Origin of the sequence: Rhizobium sp. Root483D2 (assembly GCF_001426685.1) — a bacterium.
GTDB lineage: Bacteria > Pseudomonadota > Alphaproteobacteria > Rhizobiales > Rhizobiaceae > Pararhizobium > Pararhizobium qamdonense.
Map to the genome: position 1 here is coordinate 94,516 of NZ_LMFB01000038.1, position 15,508 is coordinate 110,023.

The following is a 15,508-nucleotide window of genomic DNA, read 5'->3' on the forward strand; positions in this document are numbered from 1 at the left end:
GACATCACGATGGATCTTTTCAGTAATCTCGCCCTCGGCTTCACCACTGCCGGCTCGCCGGAAAACCTTCTCTTCTGCCTGATCGGCGTGCTGCTTGGCACCCTGATCGGCGTGCTGCCCGGCATCGGCGCCACCGCGACCATCGCCATGCTCCTGCCGATCACCTTCCAGCTTGAGCCCGTCTCCTCGCTGATCATGCTGGCCGGCATCTATTACGGCGCACAATATGGCGGGTCGACCACCGCCATCCTGATCAACATGCCCGGCGAATCCTCCTCCGCCGTCACCGCCATCGACGGCTACCAGATGGCCCGCAAAGGCCGCGCCGGTGCTGCCCTGTCGATCGCAGCGCTCGGGTCGTTCTTTGCCGGTACTGTTTCGACCTTCCTGGTGGCGATCTTCGCCCTGCCCCTGACGGCAATCGCCCTTCAGTTCGGCGCGGCGGAATATTTCTCGCTGATGATCGTCGGCCTCGTGTCCTCGATCGCGCTTGCCCACGGCTCCATCGTCAAGGCCCTGGCGATGGTGGCACTCGGGCTTCTGCTCGGTCTCGTCGGCACCGATATCTATACCGGCGCCCCGCGCTTCACGCTCGGCATCCGGGAATATGCCGATGGTTTGAACTTCGTCGCCGTCGCCGTCGGCGTCTTCGGCGTCGCTGAAATCCTGAGGAACCTTGAGGGTGAAAAGACCCGGACCGTGCTGATGGCCAAGGTCAGCGGCCTGTTGCCGACCCGTGACGACTTCAAGCAGATGTTTGCGCCGGTCATTCGTGGCACGATCATCGGCTCGGCGCTCGGCATCCTGCCGGGCGGCGGCGCGATCCTGGCGGCGTTCGCCTCCTATACGGTGGAAAAGCGCGTGTCCAAGCATCCGGAAGAATTCGGCCATGGCGCCATTGCAGGCGTCGCAGGTCCGGAATCGGCCAACAATGCCGGTGCCCAGACATCATTCATTCCGCTTCTGACGCTCGGCATTCCCGCCAACCCGGTGATGGCGCTGATGGTCGGCGCGATGATCATCCAGGGCATCGTGCCCGGCCCGAATGTCGCCGTCGAACAGCCCGCGCTGTTTTGGGGCATCATCGCCTCGATGTGGATCGGCAACCTGATGCTGGTCGTCCTCAACTTGCCGCTGATCGGGCTGTGGGTGAAGCTGCTGACGATCCCCTATTACGTGCTCTTCCCGATCATCATGGCCTTCTGCTCGATCGGGGTCTACAGCGTCAATTCCAACGTCTACGACCTCTATGCCGTCGCCTTCTTCGGTCTTGCCGGTTATGCGCTGGTCAAACTGCGCTGCGAACCCGCGCCGCTCCTGCTCGGCTTCGTGCTCGGACCGTTGCTGGAAGAAAACCTGCGGCGCGCCATGATCCTGTCGCGCGGCGATGCCACCACCTTCGTCACCCGGCCGATCAGTGCCATCCTGCTCCTGATCGCGCTTGCCGTCCTTGCCGTGGTCTTCCTCCCATCCGTCAAGGCCAAGCGCGAAGCGGTGTTCCAGGAAGAGGATTGATCCCCAGCCTTAACAGGCGCCGGAATGAAGTTGCGACGATCGCCGGCAGGCTCTCCTGCCGGCGATCCCGCAGAGAGACTGCGCCGAAACGAACAAGGTCCGTAACGAACAAAGGCCGGTCTCTCGACCAGCCCTTCAAAAAGTCCCGATGATATCCATCAGCTATCGGTGTTTAACGGCCACCTGCTCGTTACCGCATAATAATCGATCAAGGAAAAAATTATGCAGTTATTTAAAATGCTGCAGCGACCGACGCATAGGAATGACGCGGGGGTGCTACAGCCACAATAGTCACTCTGCTGTTACGCTGCATTGACGTCGGTCTTGCCGTCTTTGCTCCTTGCATAGGCAGCCCCTGTCGTGGCTTCTATCATCGCCATGTTGATGATATAGCTCAACAGGACCTTACTTTGATCATCGGCCAGAAGCTTTGCTGCACTGAGAAGATCGACGATATGAGACTTTGGTTTCATGGTGTACTCCAGTCCTGTCAGAAGTGACACCCTATCGTTGTCTATTTTGATCATAAGTTTCAACTGCGTATAATCATCGGTGAGAGTTGCCAGTTGAGGTGCAAAACACCCCTATAATTTTAGGGGATTTGCGCATATTTCATATTTCGCAATCACGATAAGTCCTGTCCCGCATCCTTCCCTGAGAACCCCAGATGACACCCGGCCCAATTTTCACCGATGCGCAGCTTAAACTTTGGCTGCGGCGCGTTAACACTGAAATGTCCAAGGGAACGCCGCCGGAAGAGACTTTGGAACTAGTCAAGGCAACCATGCACGCACAAAATGCCGGCCAGGCTCCACTTTTACCGGCCGAAGACAGCACCCCAAAAACAGCGAAAAATTCTAGGAAACGCTGCCGGGAGTAAGCGTTTTTTCCAGCTTTTGACGTGCGGGCGCACAGGCATTTCCGCAGCCAGATACATCATGTTTATTGATGCAAGAGATCAATTATATTCGCTTGAATGATGAGGGGCCATCCGGCATTACTCTTTCATGGTCGCGACCTTTGATGCCTCCCACTCAAAAGGAACCAGAGCAATGACATTCCTGAGTTTAGAACAGAGCACCAAGTCACGCCATTCGTCCTTCGCGTCAGCCCTTCTTGGCCTGCGGTCGCGTGCCGTCGCCTCGTGGAAGCGCCGCCGTGCCGAGCGTGCGCTTGAGGGCCTCTCCTACGACACATTGAAGGATATCGGCTTCCCATCCGCCGATCGCACCAACGGATCCAAACCCGCACGATGATGCGGTATGGAATGGCCTGTGACAGGCAACGGTGTCGAAGAACCATGAGCTGCGTTTAACAAAGGGCATTTCGGCCATGAAGGCGGAATGCCCTTTTTGTTTGCCGGGATCGCAAAATCCGGCATGGCCTATTTCCGACACATAAGATTTCCGCATCCGCTAGTCGCAAAACTGCCGGGAATACGTCCGGAAACGCGTCAAAAAACCGTGCTGCAACTCGGAGAGGCAAGATGCGAATGCGACATTTCCGGCATTGATAACGAAGCTTTTGGCCGTTTTCTGACCATTCTGCTGTTTTCAGCGCCATGCCGCCACAGCAGACGGGTATTTATTTCTTCCCAGTCGCTGGCATCCATGCCAATGTCGCATTAAGGAAAGCCCGATGACGCTTTTCCACGTGACAAATGCGACATCTGCGGCGCATGGGACCTTCGATGAACAAGCCACTGACCAAAAAGCGATCTCTCGTCTTCTTTCTCGTGCCCAACTTCTCGATGCTGCCCTTTTCCGCAGCGATCGAGACGCTGCGCATCGCCAACCGCATGCTGGGCTATGAGGCCTATACATGGCGCCTCTCCTCGACCGATGGCACGCAGGTCCTGTCGTCGAGCGGCATCGGCCTGGAGGTCAACACCTCGCTTGCAGATGAACGGAAATTTCTCGGCGGCGAAAACCGTCCCTCGATGGTGCTGGTCTGTTCCGGCATCTATGTCGAAGACTTCAACAATAAATCCGTCAATGCCTGGCTGCGCGAGGTCTACAATCGCGGCGTCTCGGTGGGCAGCCTCTGTACGGGCGCCCATGTGCTGGCCACTGCCGGCCTGCTGACGGGCAAGCGCTGCGCCATTCACTGGGAAAACCTGCCGGGCTTTGCCGAAACCTTCCCGCAGGTCGATGTCTATGCCGATCTCTACGAGATCGACAGCAATATCTATACCTGCGCCGGCGGCACCGCCTCGCTGGACATGATGCTGAACCTGATCGACCAGGACTTTGGCGAGAACCTGGTCAACCGTGTCTGCGAACAGGCACTGACGGACCGCGTGCGCGGGCCGCATGACCGCCAGCGCCTGCCGCTGCGCGCCCGCCTTGGCGTGCAGAATGCCAAGGTTCTGTCGATCATCGAGCTAATGGAAGGCAACCTGTCCGAGCCGCTCTCGCTTTTGGAAATCGCCGATGGCGCCGGCCTGTCGCGCCGCCAGATCGAGCGCCTGTTCCGCCAGGAGATGGGCCGCTCCCCTGCCCGCTACTATCTGGAAATCCGTCTCGACCGCGCCCGCCACCTCCTGGTGCAGTCGGCCATGCCGGTGGTCGAAGTCGCCGTCGCCTGCGGCTTCGTGTCGGCCTCGCATTTCTCCAAGTGTTATCGCGAACTCTACAACCGCTCGCCGCAGCAGGAGCGTGCCGAGCGCAAGCTGACCCTGCAGGCAGCCCGATAAACACATGATCTACGGCGGCGCGGCAAAAATGCTGGCGCCGCCGTTCTTTTACGACGCCATGGATTTAAGCAGGGTCAGTTCCGAGACGATCCGGTTTCGCCCGTCATATTTCGCCATGTAGAGAAACTGGTCGGCAGCGTTCAGGTAATTCTCGAAGGTCTCGAGCCCCTCGATCGTGGCAAGGCCGATCGACACGGTCACCGACAGTTCCTCGTCATCGGCAATCACCTTTGCCTGTGCCAGATCAAGCCGCAGCATTTCGCAGAAATCGCTGGCAGCATTGACATCGAGCCCGTTGAACAGCACGCCGAACTCTTCGCCGCCCAGGCGGGCCAGAAGGTGCTCCTCACCCACAAGCCCGCGCAGGCGCTTGGCAACGGCTTTCAGCACCAGGTCGCCAACCTCGTGGCCGTAGGTATCGTTCAGCCGCTTGAAATGGTCGATATCGAGAATGGCAATCGAGGTCGTCTCGCCACGGCGCAGGCATTGTTCGACCAGCCTTGGCCCGTGCTGGAAGAAATAACGCCTGTTGTAGATGTCGGTGAGATAATCGCGGGCGGCAATGCCATGCAGCGCCTGGATCCGCTTCTGGATGCTGGCGACCTGAAACACCCGGCTGTTGAACTCATCGACCGGAAACGGTTTCGGTATGAATTCGGTGCCGCCGCGCTGAAGAAACCGCGCCGCATGCTGGCGGTCGCCATCGCCGGCAAGGGCTATGACCCCCAGCGTATCCTCGCCACATCGCTGCCTCAGCTCCGCCAGCAGCGTATAGGCTGTCATGTCCGGAAGCGCAAAATCGGTGACGACCAGATCAAAGCAGCCGCCAGTATCCATGAGATGCAGCGCCTCTTTTCCGCCCGCCGCCGTCGTGACGCAGAACTGCTGCTGCCGCAGCTGGCTCAACACAACGGCCTGCGACGTGGGGTCCGAATCCACCAGCAGCACGGTCGTCTTCATATTGGTCAAGGCGCGGTCAACGAGCGAAATCACATGGCTGATCGAATCCGGCTGGCTCTTGATGACGCAGTCGATGACCTGGCGGCAGAGGATATCCTCGCGCGTGCTGTTGTTGAACGACCCCGTAAACACGATCGCGGCGATGTTCTGGGAAATCACATATTCTAGCGCTTCGCAGTTGGGCGCATCCGGCAGGTTGAGGTCGAGAACCGCGACGCAATAGGCGCCGTCGCCCGCTTCAACGGCCTGACGAAGTGCCTCCAGGGACGCGCAATGGGTGACATCGACACCGTGCGCAGTCTCCAGTCCGTGCTTGAGAACGGTGGCAAACATACGGGAGTCCTCGACCAGCAGCATTCGCTTGCCCGAATGCTTCTGGATGTGGTTTTCCCGCGCTGGCGCCTTGCGAAAGCTCACGTCCCATCAATCCCATAGTGAGCCAAGGCGGCCTTATGACCATTCGGGCTCTTAAAAAAATATTGGCATTATGCAATTGGCGGCCCCGCTCAAATGAGAGCAGGACTTTTGTCCCCCGCGCATTCAACCGCCAGGCACTTGCGATTTGGTTAAAGCAGCCGGCCGGTTGATCAAGTTTTGCCACCGGGAACACAAAAATGTCACATTTCCGGCAGCCAAAATTCTAATTTAGCTACGCCGAAATGTTCAGGCCGTCTTGGCGATCTTGGCGCCGAGCGTCTGGATTTTGGTCAGCGTATCGAGGTTCTGGTTCACCCGGCAATAAAACTCCTCGTTGACGAACGGCCGCAACATGAAATCATTGCCGCCGGCCTTCAGGAAGCGCGCCGACAAGAGCCGGTTGGCCGAGGACGACACGCCGATGATGCGCAACTGATGCGGACCATAGGCGCCACGGATGCGGCGGGTCAGCTCGAAGCCGTCAATATCAGGCATGTTGTAATCGGTGATCACAAGGCCGATATCCGGATGCTTCTTCAGGAGTTCGAGTGCCGCAGCGCCGCTTTCCGCCGAACTGGTGCGGAAATTGTAGCGCTTCAGCTGCGTCGTCAAAAGCGCGCGCGCCGTTGGGCTGTCATCGACGATCAGCACGTGGTGCTTGTGGTTGGTCAGAAACCGGCAGACCGCTTCCGCCAGCATATCAACGGCAAAAACACTGTCCTTGATGACATAATCGACGATGTCCTTGGCAAGGATGGTTTCTCGGGTGCTTTCCTGGAAAGTGCCGGTGAAGACGATCGTCGGCACGCTCATGTCGATGAGATAGGACAGAGCCTCGCCGTTTTCCGCGCCCGGAAGATTGATGTTGGAAATGGCGAGCGTGGCCGGAAAAGAGGCGTTCTCGATCGAAAATTGCAGATCGTCATAGTCGCGGCAGACGATCACGTCGATATCGAGAAGCTCTTTCAGCCTCTTGGAGACCATGGCGGCGAAAAGATTGGAATCCTCGGCAAGCACGATGCGATGCTGCTGCAACGATTCACCGGAATAGTACATTCCGGACACGCCAAAAAATGACATTGATTGCCTATCTGAAAAGATTGTCCCCGAGGCCAAGCTACGCAGAAAGGTTTTCGCAGTCGTTAATCGCGCGCCCGAATGGAAGACCACTTTTGGGCCAATGCGAAACCGGCAAACGCAGCTCTTATTTGAAGACGGCCGAGCCGTTGACGATCTCTATCGTTTCATCGCCCTGCAGGCCGACGCGGTCGCCGCTCGGCGTCGTGATGAAACAGCCGCTCGGGCAGATCGATTCCGTGCCGCCTGCGCTGATGGCGACTTCCATGCGGCTTTCGCCCTCCACCACGACAAGCACCGCAGCGTCGGCATCCTTGTTGGTCACCGTCGCGGACCACGCCGGAAGGGCCATCATGACAGTCAAAACACATGCACTTACGAATGTTTTCATTGCCCATCAGCGCCTCTGCGCCGCCCCTTTTTGGCAGTTGCACTCCAGACGACAGGTCTGGTCAGAACAAGATGCCGCTTCACCCCGCACCAGACTAGCGCACGCGGGAGGAATTGCATGAGAAATATGATGGGACGGCTGAATAGAGGCTGAATGGCGGGGATAACCGGCGTTCATCTGGAAGGCGGTGCAATAGGACCGTAAACCGCAGAAAGCCTCAGCCTTTTGACTGCCGGGTAAACAGTTGCTGGAACAGTTCCTCCGACCGCTGCAGGCCCTCCTTCGTCAGGATCAGGGATTTCGTTTTACCGACGGGATCGCGGATAAAGCCCTTCTCGTGAAGGCGGCCCGTCGTTTCCCAGTCCAAGCCTTTCCAGGCGTAGCACTCGTCGTGAAGCGTCAGCCTCAACAGCGCCAGAACCACGTCGTCGATCTTGTCCGTGTCGATATCCATGCGGCGGCCTCACCCCAGATATAACCAAAATCTATAGCCTTCCGGAAGATAGATCGAAAAGCCCCAACCCGCAAATCGAAAGCTTTTTGGCGAACTGAAAAAGATGCCTCCTGCTGGAGCGAGCGCGCCCAGACTGCTGACATCCTTGAACGCGCGTTGTTTAACGAGAGCGATTCCCCACTCTCCGTCATCCCCGCCCCTGTGGCGGGGATCCAGTGACCCGACGTCCGTCGGGTCAAAAGACTTTTTCAAATCAAGGACTTGAGCTGACTGGATTCCCGCCACAAGCCCTCGGGTTAAACCCGAGGGGAGGATGAGGGGAATTGGGCAACCCGTTCAATTTCCCGAGTGACCTGCGGATTGTCAAAAAAATACCTTTGTCAGCAATCTAAACACACCCGCTCGATTGAGCGGATGCGCCTTATCGCTCCAAACAACCGAATGACGATCAGCTCTTCGGCTTCAGGTTTTCCGGATCGTAGAGCGGCTTGTAGCCGATCCCGACCACCTCGACCGGGTAGGTTTCCGCAAAATATTCGATGTTCAGCTTGCGGCCGACCTGGCAATAGGCCTGCGGCAGATAGGCGAGCGCGATATTCTTGCCGATGGTCGGGCCAAACGCGATCGAGGTCGTGTAGGAGCGGCGGCCGAGATCGTCGATCAGCACGTCGCCGGTTTCCGGGTCTATGACCGGCAGGTTGCCGAGCGGGTAGCGCTTCACGCCGGTTTTGTCAGTATTCTCAGTCATGACCAACGTGCACAGCATCGCCGTCTGATGTTCGCGCGCCTTGTATTCCAGATGTTTCGCCTTGCCGCGGAAATCGGCTTCCTTGACCTTCGGGCGGGCAAGATCCGCCTCGATCAGATTATACTGGGTCAGAAGATCGGCATTCTGCAGGCGCAGGCTCTTTTCCATGCGGCGCGAGTTTGCATAGGTTTCCACACCGAAGGCCATGACGCCGGTGGCGCGCAGCGCGTCCCAGACAGCCAGGCCATCCTCGTATTTCATATGCAGTTCCCAGCCCTGTTCGCCGACATAGGAAATGCGGAAGGCGGTTACCGGCTTGCCGCCGATCTCGATTGGCTTGATCGCCGCAAAGGCGAAGTTTTCCGGATCGAGGCCCAACGGATCGGCAACGACTTTCTTCAGCGTCTCGCGTGCATTCGGTCCCCAGATGCCGATGGTGATGAATTTTTCGGTGACATCGGTGATGGTGACATCAAGGCCGCGATCCTGCGCGACACGCCGCATATAGTGGAAGTCGCGCGGGCCCGCATCGGCGCCGTTGATCAGGCGGCACCGGTCGGCCATGCGGATGACGGTAAAGTCGGCCCGCACCATGCCTTCGTCATCGAGGAAGTGGGTGTAGATGCCCTTGCCGATATTGCCGTCGCCGCCGATCTTCGCAGCACACAGCCATTCGAGCAGCTCGACGTGATCCGGACCCTCGATATCCACCATGTGAAAATGCGAGAGGTTGACGATGCCGCAATCGTCGGTCATGGCCAGATGTTCGGCATTGGACACGCGCCAGAAGTGGCGGTTGTCCCATTCGTTCTCGCGCACGGGAACCTTGTCGCCGTATTTTTCCAGGAGATGCTCGTTGGCGGCGTAGCCATGGGCACGCTCCCAGCCGCCGAGTTCCATGAAATAGCCGCCAAGCTCCTTTTCGCGCTCATGGAACGGCGAGCGCTTGACGCCACGGCCGGAAGCATAGGGCTCGCGATTGTGCACGGCCGGGAAATAGATTTTCTGCGCCGCCTCGTATGTGCGGCCTTCAATGAACTTTTCTTCCAGCTGATGCGGGTAGAAGCGTGCATAGTCGATCGAATTGTGATCGACCTCGGTGCGGCCGTCGGTCATCCAGTCGGCAATGAGCTTGCCGTAGCCGGGACCGTCCTTCACCCAGATGGCGACGCAGTACCACAGGCCCCGCACCTTCTGGCTCTCGCCGCAGGAAGCGCCACCGCCGGCGGAAACCTGCAGCAGGCCGTTGAAGGAATGGCTCTCATTATAGCCGAGTTCGCCGAGGATCGGCGTCAGCTCCATGGCGCGCTCGAGCGGCTCGATGATCTGTTCCATGTCGAGATCGCGCTGCGACGGCGACAGGCGTGCCTCGTGCTTTTCCAGGATGTCGCGCGGATGGCAGAGGCGCGGATTGGTGGTCTCGTAGTAACCCCACTCGATCTGGCCGCCCTCCGTCGTCTTCGGATCGCCGGTGTCGCGCATATAGGCGGAGTTGCCCTGGTCGCGCAGCAGCGGAAAGCCGATCTCCTTGCCGGTGCCTTCAAACTCGTTGTAGGGACCGAAGAATGTGAGCGGGTGATCAACCGGCATGACCGGCAGGTCTTCACCGACCATTTCGGCGATCAGACGGCCCCAGATGCCGGCACAGACGATGACATGGTCGGCCATGATCGTGCCGCGGTGGGTGACGACGCCCTTGATACGGCCGCCCTCGACGATCAGCGACTTGGCCGGCGTGTTGCCATAGACCTGAAGCTTGCCGGATTTCTCCGCCGCGTCAACGAGCTTGCCCGCAACCGTCTGCGAGCGCGGGATGACCAGGCCCGCATCCGGATCGAACAGGCCGCCCATCACCTGATCTTCCTCGATCAGCGGGAACATCTGCTTGATTTCCGCAGCAGAAACATAATGCGCGCGGGTGCCGAAGGCCTTGGCGGAGGACAGCTTGCGCTTGATCTCTTCCATCCAGGTATCGTCGCCGGTCCGCGCCACTTCCAGGCCGCCGATGCGGGCGTAATGGCCCATCTTCTCGTAGAAATCGATCGAATACTGGGTCGTCCAGACCGAGAGGTAATCGTGGCTCGTCGTGTAGCAGAAGTCGGAAGCATGCGCGGTCGAGCCGATATCCGTCGGAATACCCGACTTGTCGATGCCGACGATATCATCCCAGCCACGCTCGATCAGGTGATGGGCGATCGACGCGCCGACGATCCCTCCCAACCCGATGATAACGACCTTCGCCTTTTGCGGAAATTCTGCCATTGCCCACGACCCTGATTGAAGACTGAAATCGGATTTTAGAGTTTGCGTCCCACAGACTAGAGCCTGTCTACGACATAATCATCATGCTGCACGACCAGAAGCGCCATGGGCGCAAATTGCCGGCACAGCTATCCCAGGCTCCGCTGCAAACGATAACCGGAATCACCGGCACGGGTGGACCAGTCAGGGCTGGCCCAGACCGCAATCCTATTCGGCCGCCCCGTCAGCGGTCACCCGGCGCGGGCGCCGTTGCGTGCCGCTGCGTTTGAAGGCCTCGATGGGCTGTGGCGTTGCAGCAGGCGGCCCGGCGGCCTCGGCTTTTAGAGTTTCGGCATCGGCCTCCGGTCCCGGCGGCGGCGTCTCCGGCTCCAGTTCCTCCTTGGAAAACGGTGCCCCAAGCCCCTCGTCCTTGAAACGCTCGTAGATCGCCAGCCGCAGATCGTTGCGCACACCGTTGCCATTGACGATATCGGCAAGGAATACCCGCAATTCAAAGGTCATGGTCGCCTCGCCAAAGGCGGTAAAGACAGCCTGCGGCTCCGGATTTTTCAAGACCAGCTGATGAGCGGCCGCAATTTGCAACAGCGTGTCCATCACCAATCTTGGCGTACTGTCATAGCTGACGGTGACGGGAATGTCCGAGCGGCCGAGCTTGTTCTTATGCGTCCAGTTGCCGACAGACGCATTGATGAACAGCGAGTTTGGCACCATGATCGTCTGGCGCTGGAAGGTCTCGATTTCGGTGGCGCGAACCGAGATGCGCTTGACGAAGCCTTCCGTCGTGCCGGTCACCACCCAGTCTCCGACCTTGAACGGCCGTTCGACCAGAAGAATGAGGCCCGAGACGAAATTGGAGACGATGTTCTGCAGGCCGAAACCGACGCCGAGAGACAGGGCACCGGCAACCAGCGCCAGGTTCGACAGGTCAAACCCCGCCGCAGAAATGCCGATCAGGCCAGCCAGGCCAATGCCGAGATAGCCGATGCCGGTCTTGACGGAGTTTCGCACGCCGGTATCGACGCGGCTTCGCGCCATCACATTGCCGTCGAGCCAGCGCTGGAGCCAGCGTGTCACCACGTAACCGGCGGCAAAAAGCAATATCCCGGCCAGGATTCCGACAATGGAGATCTTGATGCTGCCAATATTGATGTCGGTAAAGATCCGGTAGGCCCACGCCTCGATATCGGCGGTCTGGAAGCCCCATTGCAACAGGATCAGTGGAATGAAGAACAGCACCACCAGGACATAGATCCCCAGTCCTGCCGCCAGACCGGTCTGGTCGAGCGCAACCTGTTCCATCCGAAAGCGCTTTTCGAGATAGCGGCCGACCACCGTGTCGGCCAGCGCATTCTGCTTGGCCACGGCCTTGCCGGTGAGGATACCGATATACATCGTGACCAGAATGGCACCGGTCATCACGATCTGCGTGGCGATGAAGCGGGCAAGCCCGACATAGCCGGCGAGCGCGGCCACGATCAGCAATATACCGCTGGACACGAACAGCAGCGACACAGCCCGCGGCCATGGCTTGCCGCGCGCATCGAGACTATCGCCTTTCGGAACGATCGGCTTGATCAGCGCCATCGCCATCAGGATGAGACCGATGATGATCGTGGCGATCAGGCTTTTGACGACGGTCAGGACCACGGGCGAACCCATGACTTCGCTGATCGCACCGGCGAGATAGTCGAGACCGTTCACGAGGGCCATGGCAAAGATCGACAGCGCCAAGAGGCGTGCACCGCGATCCGAAACCCGCACCAGCCGCCAGGCCCTCTGCTTGGGCGCCAGCACCGCATTCGACAGGGTCGAGACAAACAGCAGCGCGACGCAGATTGCCAGCGTAATCGAAATGATCGGCGCGATATCAGGCCGCAGGACCTTGAAGGCCTGCAGGAAGAAATAGCTGGTGGCCGCAAACACCGCCATCGCCACCGTCGGGATCATCGTCGACCAGAAGGCCACCGACAGGCGGGTGATATAACCCGGCTCTTCGCTGAGCACTTCCCGATGGATCAATGGGAAAAACAGTTTTCGCGTGCCGAGCAACAGGACGAGCGCTGCGCACAAGGAGAGAAACAGGGCGCTCAGCAGCTGCAGCCGCTTGAAATTCCACGCAAAGGTCAACCAGCTGCCGACAGTGCGCGCAAAGGCCTGCCGCTCCAGGGTCAACGAGGCCATCGCGTCCATGACCATCGGGCCGTTGATATCGGTATGCTTGAGAAGCGTGTTGCTGAACAGGGCACGCCGTGTGGCGGTGATGCCATTCGACAGCTTGGTGGCCTGAATTGACAGGTCCTCCGCCGTTCCCGTGAGCGCATTGATTTCGCCGCGCTCCGCCAACAGACGCTTGCGCTCCTGCGCCACGACATCCGTCTCGGGCGGCGCGCCATCGGCCGGCGGATCGCCGAGTTCTGCCAGACGCGCCTTGATTTCATCGAGCCGTGGCCGGGTGGCGACCGATATCGCGATGATCTGCTTGGTCGCCGCCTCGACCTCGACCTTCAACTCGGCAAGACGGCTATCGTCATCCTTGGCAGCGTTGGTCTGGTCGGTCAGCCGTGCCAGGTTCTTGCGCGCCTCTTCGAGCTGCGCCGATGCCTGCGCCTGCGGACTAGCGGCCGCTGCTGCTGCCGTTTGCTGCGGCGTCGCTTGTCCCGAAGGTTGTTGCGGCGTGGCCTGTCCGGCCGGCTGCTGCTGCGGCGTCGCCTGCGCGGCTGGCTGCTGCGCCATGAGAGGCCCGGATGCGGCAAACATCGACAAACAGAGAAGGATGGCAAAACGTTTCGACATCATCGGCAATCACATATCCTTTTCCGCCAGACCGCGCTGAAGAGTAGAATCGGTGCGCGCGGTGCGCAGAGCTTTTGGCGTTCCATAGGCCGGGCCGTAGCCAGATGCAAAATCGATTTGACGGCTTTGCTATATCTGGCAGGCCCTTCGGCTTAAAATCCTGATCCCGGTTGAGAGAGAAACGTGACCTCCGCCGGGGTGGACACACGCCCTAAAATGGCATTGCGATGCGGAAACCGTCCAAACTTTAGGACAACCTCGCGGTGCCGGATGGCATAGTCCAGGTAATTGGCATCGCCCAGTTCGGTGAACAGCGCCACCGATCGTGACTGATCGACGAGGTTCTCCGAATGTTCGAAAGGCAGATAGAGGAAAACGCGCTGATCGACGGAAAGGCCGGTATCCGCCCCCGCATCCAGCGCAAGGTTCGCCTCCCGCAGGGCAAGTCCGTCGGTCGCAAACGCCAGCGGCGTGCCACGATACATGTTGCGCGGCATCTGATCGAACAGGATGATGGTGGCCAGCCGGGCGCTGGGTGTGGCCCGCCACTCAGGCGGAACACCGCGCGCCAGTTCCAGATGCGTCGAGCGGAAACGCTGTTCGCATTCACTGTCGAGCGACGGATGCGGCTTGAACCAGTCCTGCGGTTGCAACTCGCCGAACCAGAACGACAGGATGTCATCCGGTGTGCTTATCCCGACAGTGTCTGCCATGCATCTCTTTCCTCTTCATTCACGTCAGCCGGCCTGAAATCGCCGCCCGGCTCCATTGGCCGGTGGCCGGTTTCCCATGCAATTCCGGCGTTACCACGGCGAATAGCATCTTCGTGCGTATTTGCCATGCTGCCAATCGCTGAAGTTCTGCGGATTCAAGACTCGCGCAAGACAGCCGGTATCCTGGTCAGACCCGGCGGCAGGCTCGCGCTGATCACGCGGCGCCGTGATTTTCTCGGTTTTGCCGGGGGATGGACGTTCCGCAACCGGCCTATGCATGGTAACTTATTCTAGGGAACGGAGCGCCCGGGGGATGGTGAGGCAAATGATTTCGATATTACACCGGGTGAAGAGCAGGACTTTCTCCAGCTATGCGCGCAAAGGGAAAGTTCTGCGTTATAATTTCCTACCCAATGAATAGAGTATGCCTGCTAACAACGGAGAGGTAGACATGCGAGCGAAACAACTCACGAAATTCTTTACGGCGGCGCTTCTTGCCTCCGCCATCCAGATCGGCGGCCTCGGCGTTGCGTTTGCCGACACGACGATTCTCAATGTCTCCTATGACCCGACCCGCGAACTCTACAAGGATTTCAATGCGGCCTTCGCGGAAAAGTGGAAGACGGATACGGGCGAGACAGTCACGATCCAGACATCGCATGGCGGGTCCGGCAAGCAGGCACGCTCGGTCATCGACGGCTTGGAAGCCGACGTCGTGACCCTGGCTCTGGAAGCCGATATCGACGCCATTGCCAAGGAATCCGGCAAAATCCCGGCAGACTGGAAGTCGAAATTCGAAAACAACAGCGCGCCTTATACGTCCACGATCGTCTTCTTGGTGCGCAAGGGCAATCCGAAGGGCATCAAGGACTGGGGCGATCTGGTCAAGGACGACATCCAGGTGATTACGCCAAACCCGAAGACATCGGGCGGCGCACGCTGGAACTTCCTGGCCGCCTGGGCCTGGGCCCGCGCCGCCAATGGCGGGGATGACACCAAGGCACAGGAATATGTCACCGATCTCTTCAAGCATGTTCCGGTTCTCGACACCGGCGCACGCGGCTCGACCACGACTTTCGTGCAGCGCGGTCTGGGCGATGTCCTGATTGCCTGGGAAAACGAGGCCTATCTGTCGCTCGAAGAACTCGGCCCCGACAAGTTCGATATCGTCACACCGACGATCTCGATCAAGGCAGAACCGCCGGTGGCACTGGTCGATGGCAATGTCGATGCCAAGGGCACGCGCAAGGTGGCGGAAGCTTACCTGCAGTACCTCTATTCGGATGTCGGCCAGAAAATCGCCGCCAAGCATTTCTACCGCCCCTTCAAGCCTGAAGTGGCAGACCCGAATGACATCAAGCGATTTGCCGATGTGAAGCTCGTCACGATTGACGATTTCGGCGGATGGAAAGAAGCTCAGCCGAAATATTTTGGAGACGGTGGACTGTTTGACCAGATCTACAAGCCGGGGCAATAAGACTTT

At 59.0% G+C, this 15,508-nt stretch carries 13 protein-coding genes; 5 read left to right on the forward strand and 8 right to left on the reverse strand.

Going from position 1 to position 15,508, the window contains the following annotated elements; all coding sequences use genetic code 11:
- Window positions 1-9: 9 nt before the first annotated feature.
- The gene (locus ASD32_RS23470) at window positions 10-1,515 is read left to right on the forward strand and encodes a tripartite tricarboxylate transporter permease (protein ID WP_060640452.1); all 1,506 of its coding nucleotides are present in this window, start codon (window positions 10-12) and stop codon (window positions 1,513-1,515) included.
- Between the two features lie 302 nt (window positions 1,516-1,817).
- On the opposite strand, the gene ASD32_RS23475 is transcribed toward ASD32_RS23470, so the two are convergent.
- Window positions 1,818-1,988, reverse strand: a complete 171-nt coding sequence (locus ASD32_RS23475; RefSeq protein ID WP_156383310.1) for a hypothetical protein — start codon at window positions 1,986-1,988, stop codon at window positions 1,818-1,820.
- Window positions 1,989-2,576: 588 nt separating this feature from the next.
- Between ASD32_RS23475 and ASD32_RS23485 the strand changes: the two genes are divergently transcribed.
- From ASD32_RS23485 to ASD32_RS23495, 3 genes are all read left to right on the forward strand, one after another.
- Complete coding sequence (locus ASD32_RS23485; RefSeq protein WP_060640517.1) at window positions 2,577-2,771, forward strand: hypothetical protein; 195 nt, start codon at window positions 2,577-2,579, stop codon at window positions 2,769-2,771.
- An 87-nt stretch (window positions 2,772-2,858) separates the two neighbouring features.
- The gene (locus ASD32_RS23490; RefSeq protein ID WP_060640455.1) at window positions 2,859-3,143 is read left to right on the forward strand and encodes a hypothetical protein; all 285 of its coding nucleotides are present in this window, start codon (window positions 2,859-2,861) and stop codon (window positions 3,141-3,143) included.
- Window positions 3,144-3,205: 62 nt separating this feature from the next.
- Window positions 3,206-4,210: a GlxA family transcriptional regulator gene (locus ASD32_RS23495; protein ID WP_037096584.1), complete on the forward strand. Its 1,005-nt coding sequence runs from the start codon at window positions 3,206-3,208 to the stop codon at window positions 4,208-4,210.
- Between the two features lie 48 nt (window positions 4,211-4,258).
- Here ASD32_RS23495 and ASD32_RS23500 read toward each other — a convergent pair whose 3' ends face one another.
- From ASD32_RS23500 to ASD32_RS23530, 7 genes are all read right to left on the reverse strand, one after another.
- Window positions 4,259-5,587 (reverse strand): diguanylate cyclase, encoded by a 1,329-nt coding sequence (locus ASD32_RS23500; RefSeq protein ID WP_162252700.1) that lies wholly within the window; start codon window positions 5,585-5,587, stop codon window positions 4,259-4,261.
- Between the two features lie 246 nt (window positions 5,588-5,833).
- Complete coding sequence (locus ASD32_RS23505; protein WP_060640457.1) at window positions 5,834-6,667, reverse strand: response regulator; 834 nt, start codon at window positions 6,665-6,667, stop codon at window positions 5,834-5,836.
- Window positions 6,668-6,791: 124 nt separating this feature from the next.
- Window positions 6,792-7,055 carry a hypothetical protein gene (locus ASD32_RS23510; protein WP_060640458.1) on the reverse strand — a complete coding sequence of 88 codons (264 nt, stop codon included), beginning with the start codon at window positions 7,053-7,055 and terminating at the stop codon, window positions 6,792-6,794.
- A 217-nt stretch (window positions 7,056-7,272) separates the two neighbouring features.
- Complete coding sequence (locus ASD32_RS23515; RefSeq protein WP_060640459.1) at window positions 7,273-7,509, reverse strand: DUF6429 family protein; 237 nt, start codon at window positions 7,507-7,509, stop codon at window positions 7,273-7,275.
- 448 nt (window positions 7,510-7,957) lie between these two features.
- Window positions 7,958-10,519: an FAD-dependent oxidoreductase gene (locus ASD32_RS23520; protein WP_060640460.1), complete on the reverse strand. Its 2,562-nt coding sequence runs from the start codon at window positions 10,517-10,519 to the stop codon at window positions 7,958-7,960.
- Window positions 10,520-10,726: 207 nt separating this feature from the next.
- Window positions 10,727-13,315, reverse strand: coding sequence for a mechanosensitive ion channel family protein (locus tag ASD32_RS23525; RefSeq protein ID WP_082546900.1), 2,589 nt, complete (start codon window positions 13,313-13,315; stop codon window positions 10,727-10,729).
- Window positions 13,316-13,464: 149 nt separating this feature from the next.
- Window positions 13,465-14,025 (reverse strand): DUF924 family protein, encoded by a 561-nt coding sequence (locus ASD32_RS23530; protein ID WP_060640461.1) that lies wholly within the window; start codon window positions 14,023-14,025, stop codon window positions 13,465-13,467.
- Window positions 14,026-14,476: 451 nt separating this feature from the next.
- Between ASD32_RS23530 and ASD32_RS23535 the strand changes: the two genes are divergently transcribed.
- Entirely contained in the window at window positions 14,477-15,502 is a 1,026-nt protein-coding gene (locus ASD32_RS23535; RefSeq protein WP_060640462.1) for a sulfate ABC transporter substrate-binding protein, read from the forward strand.
- Window positions 15,503-15,508: the final 6 nt, after the last annotated feature.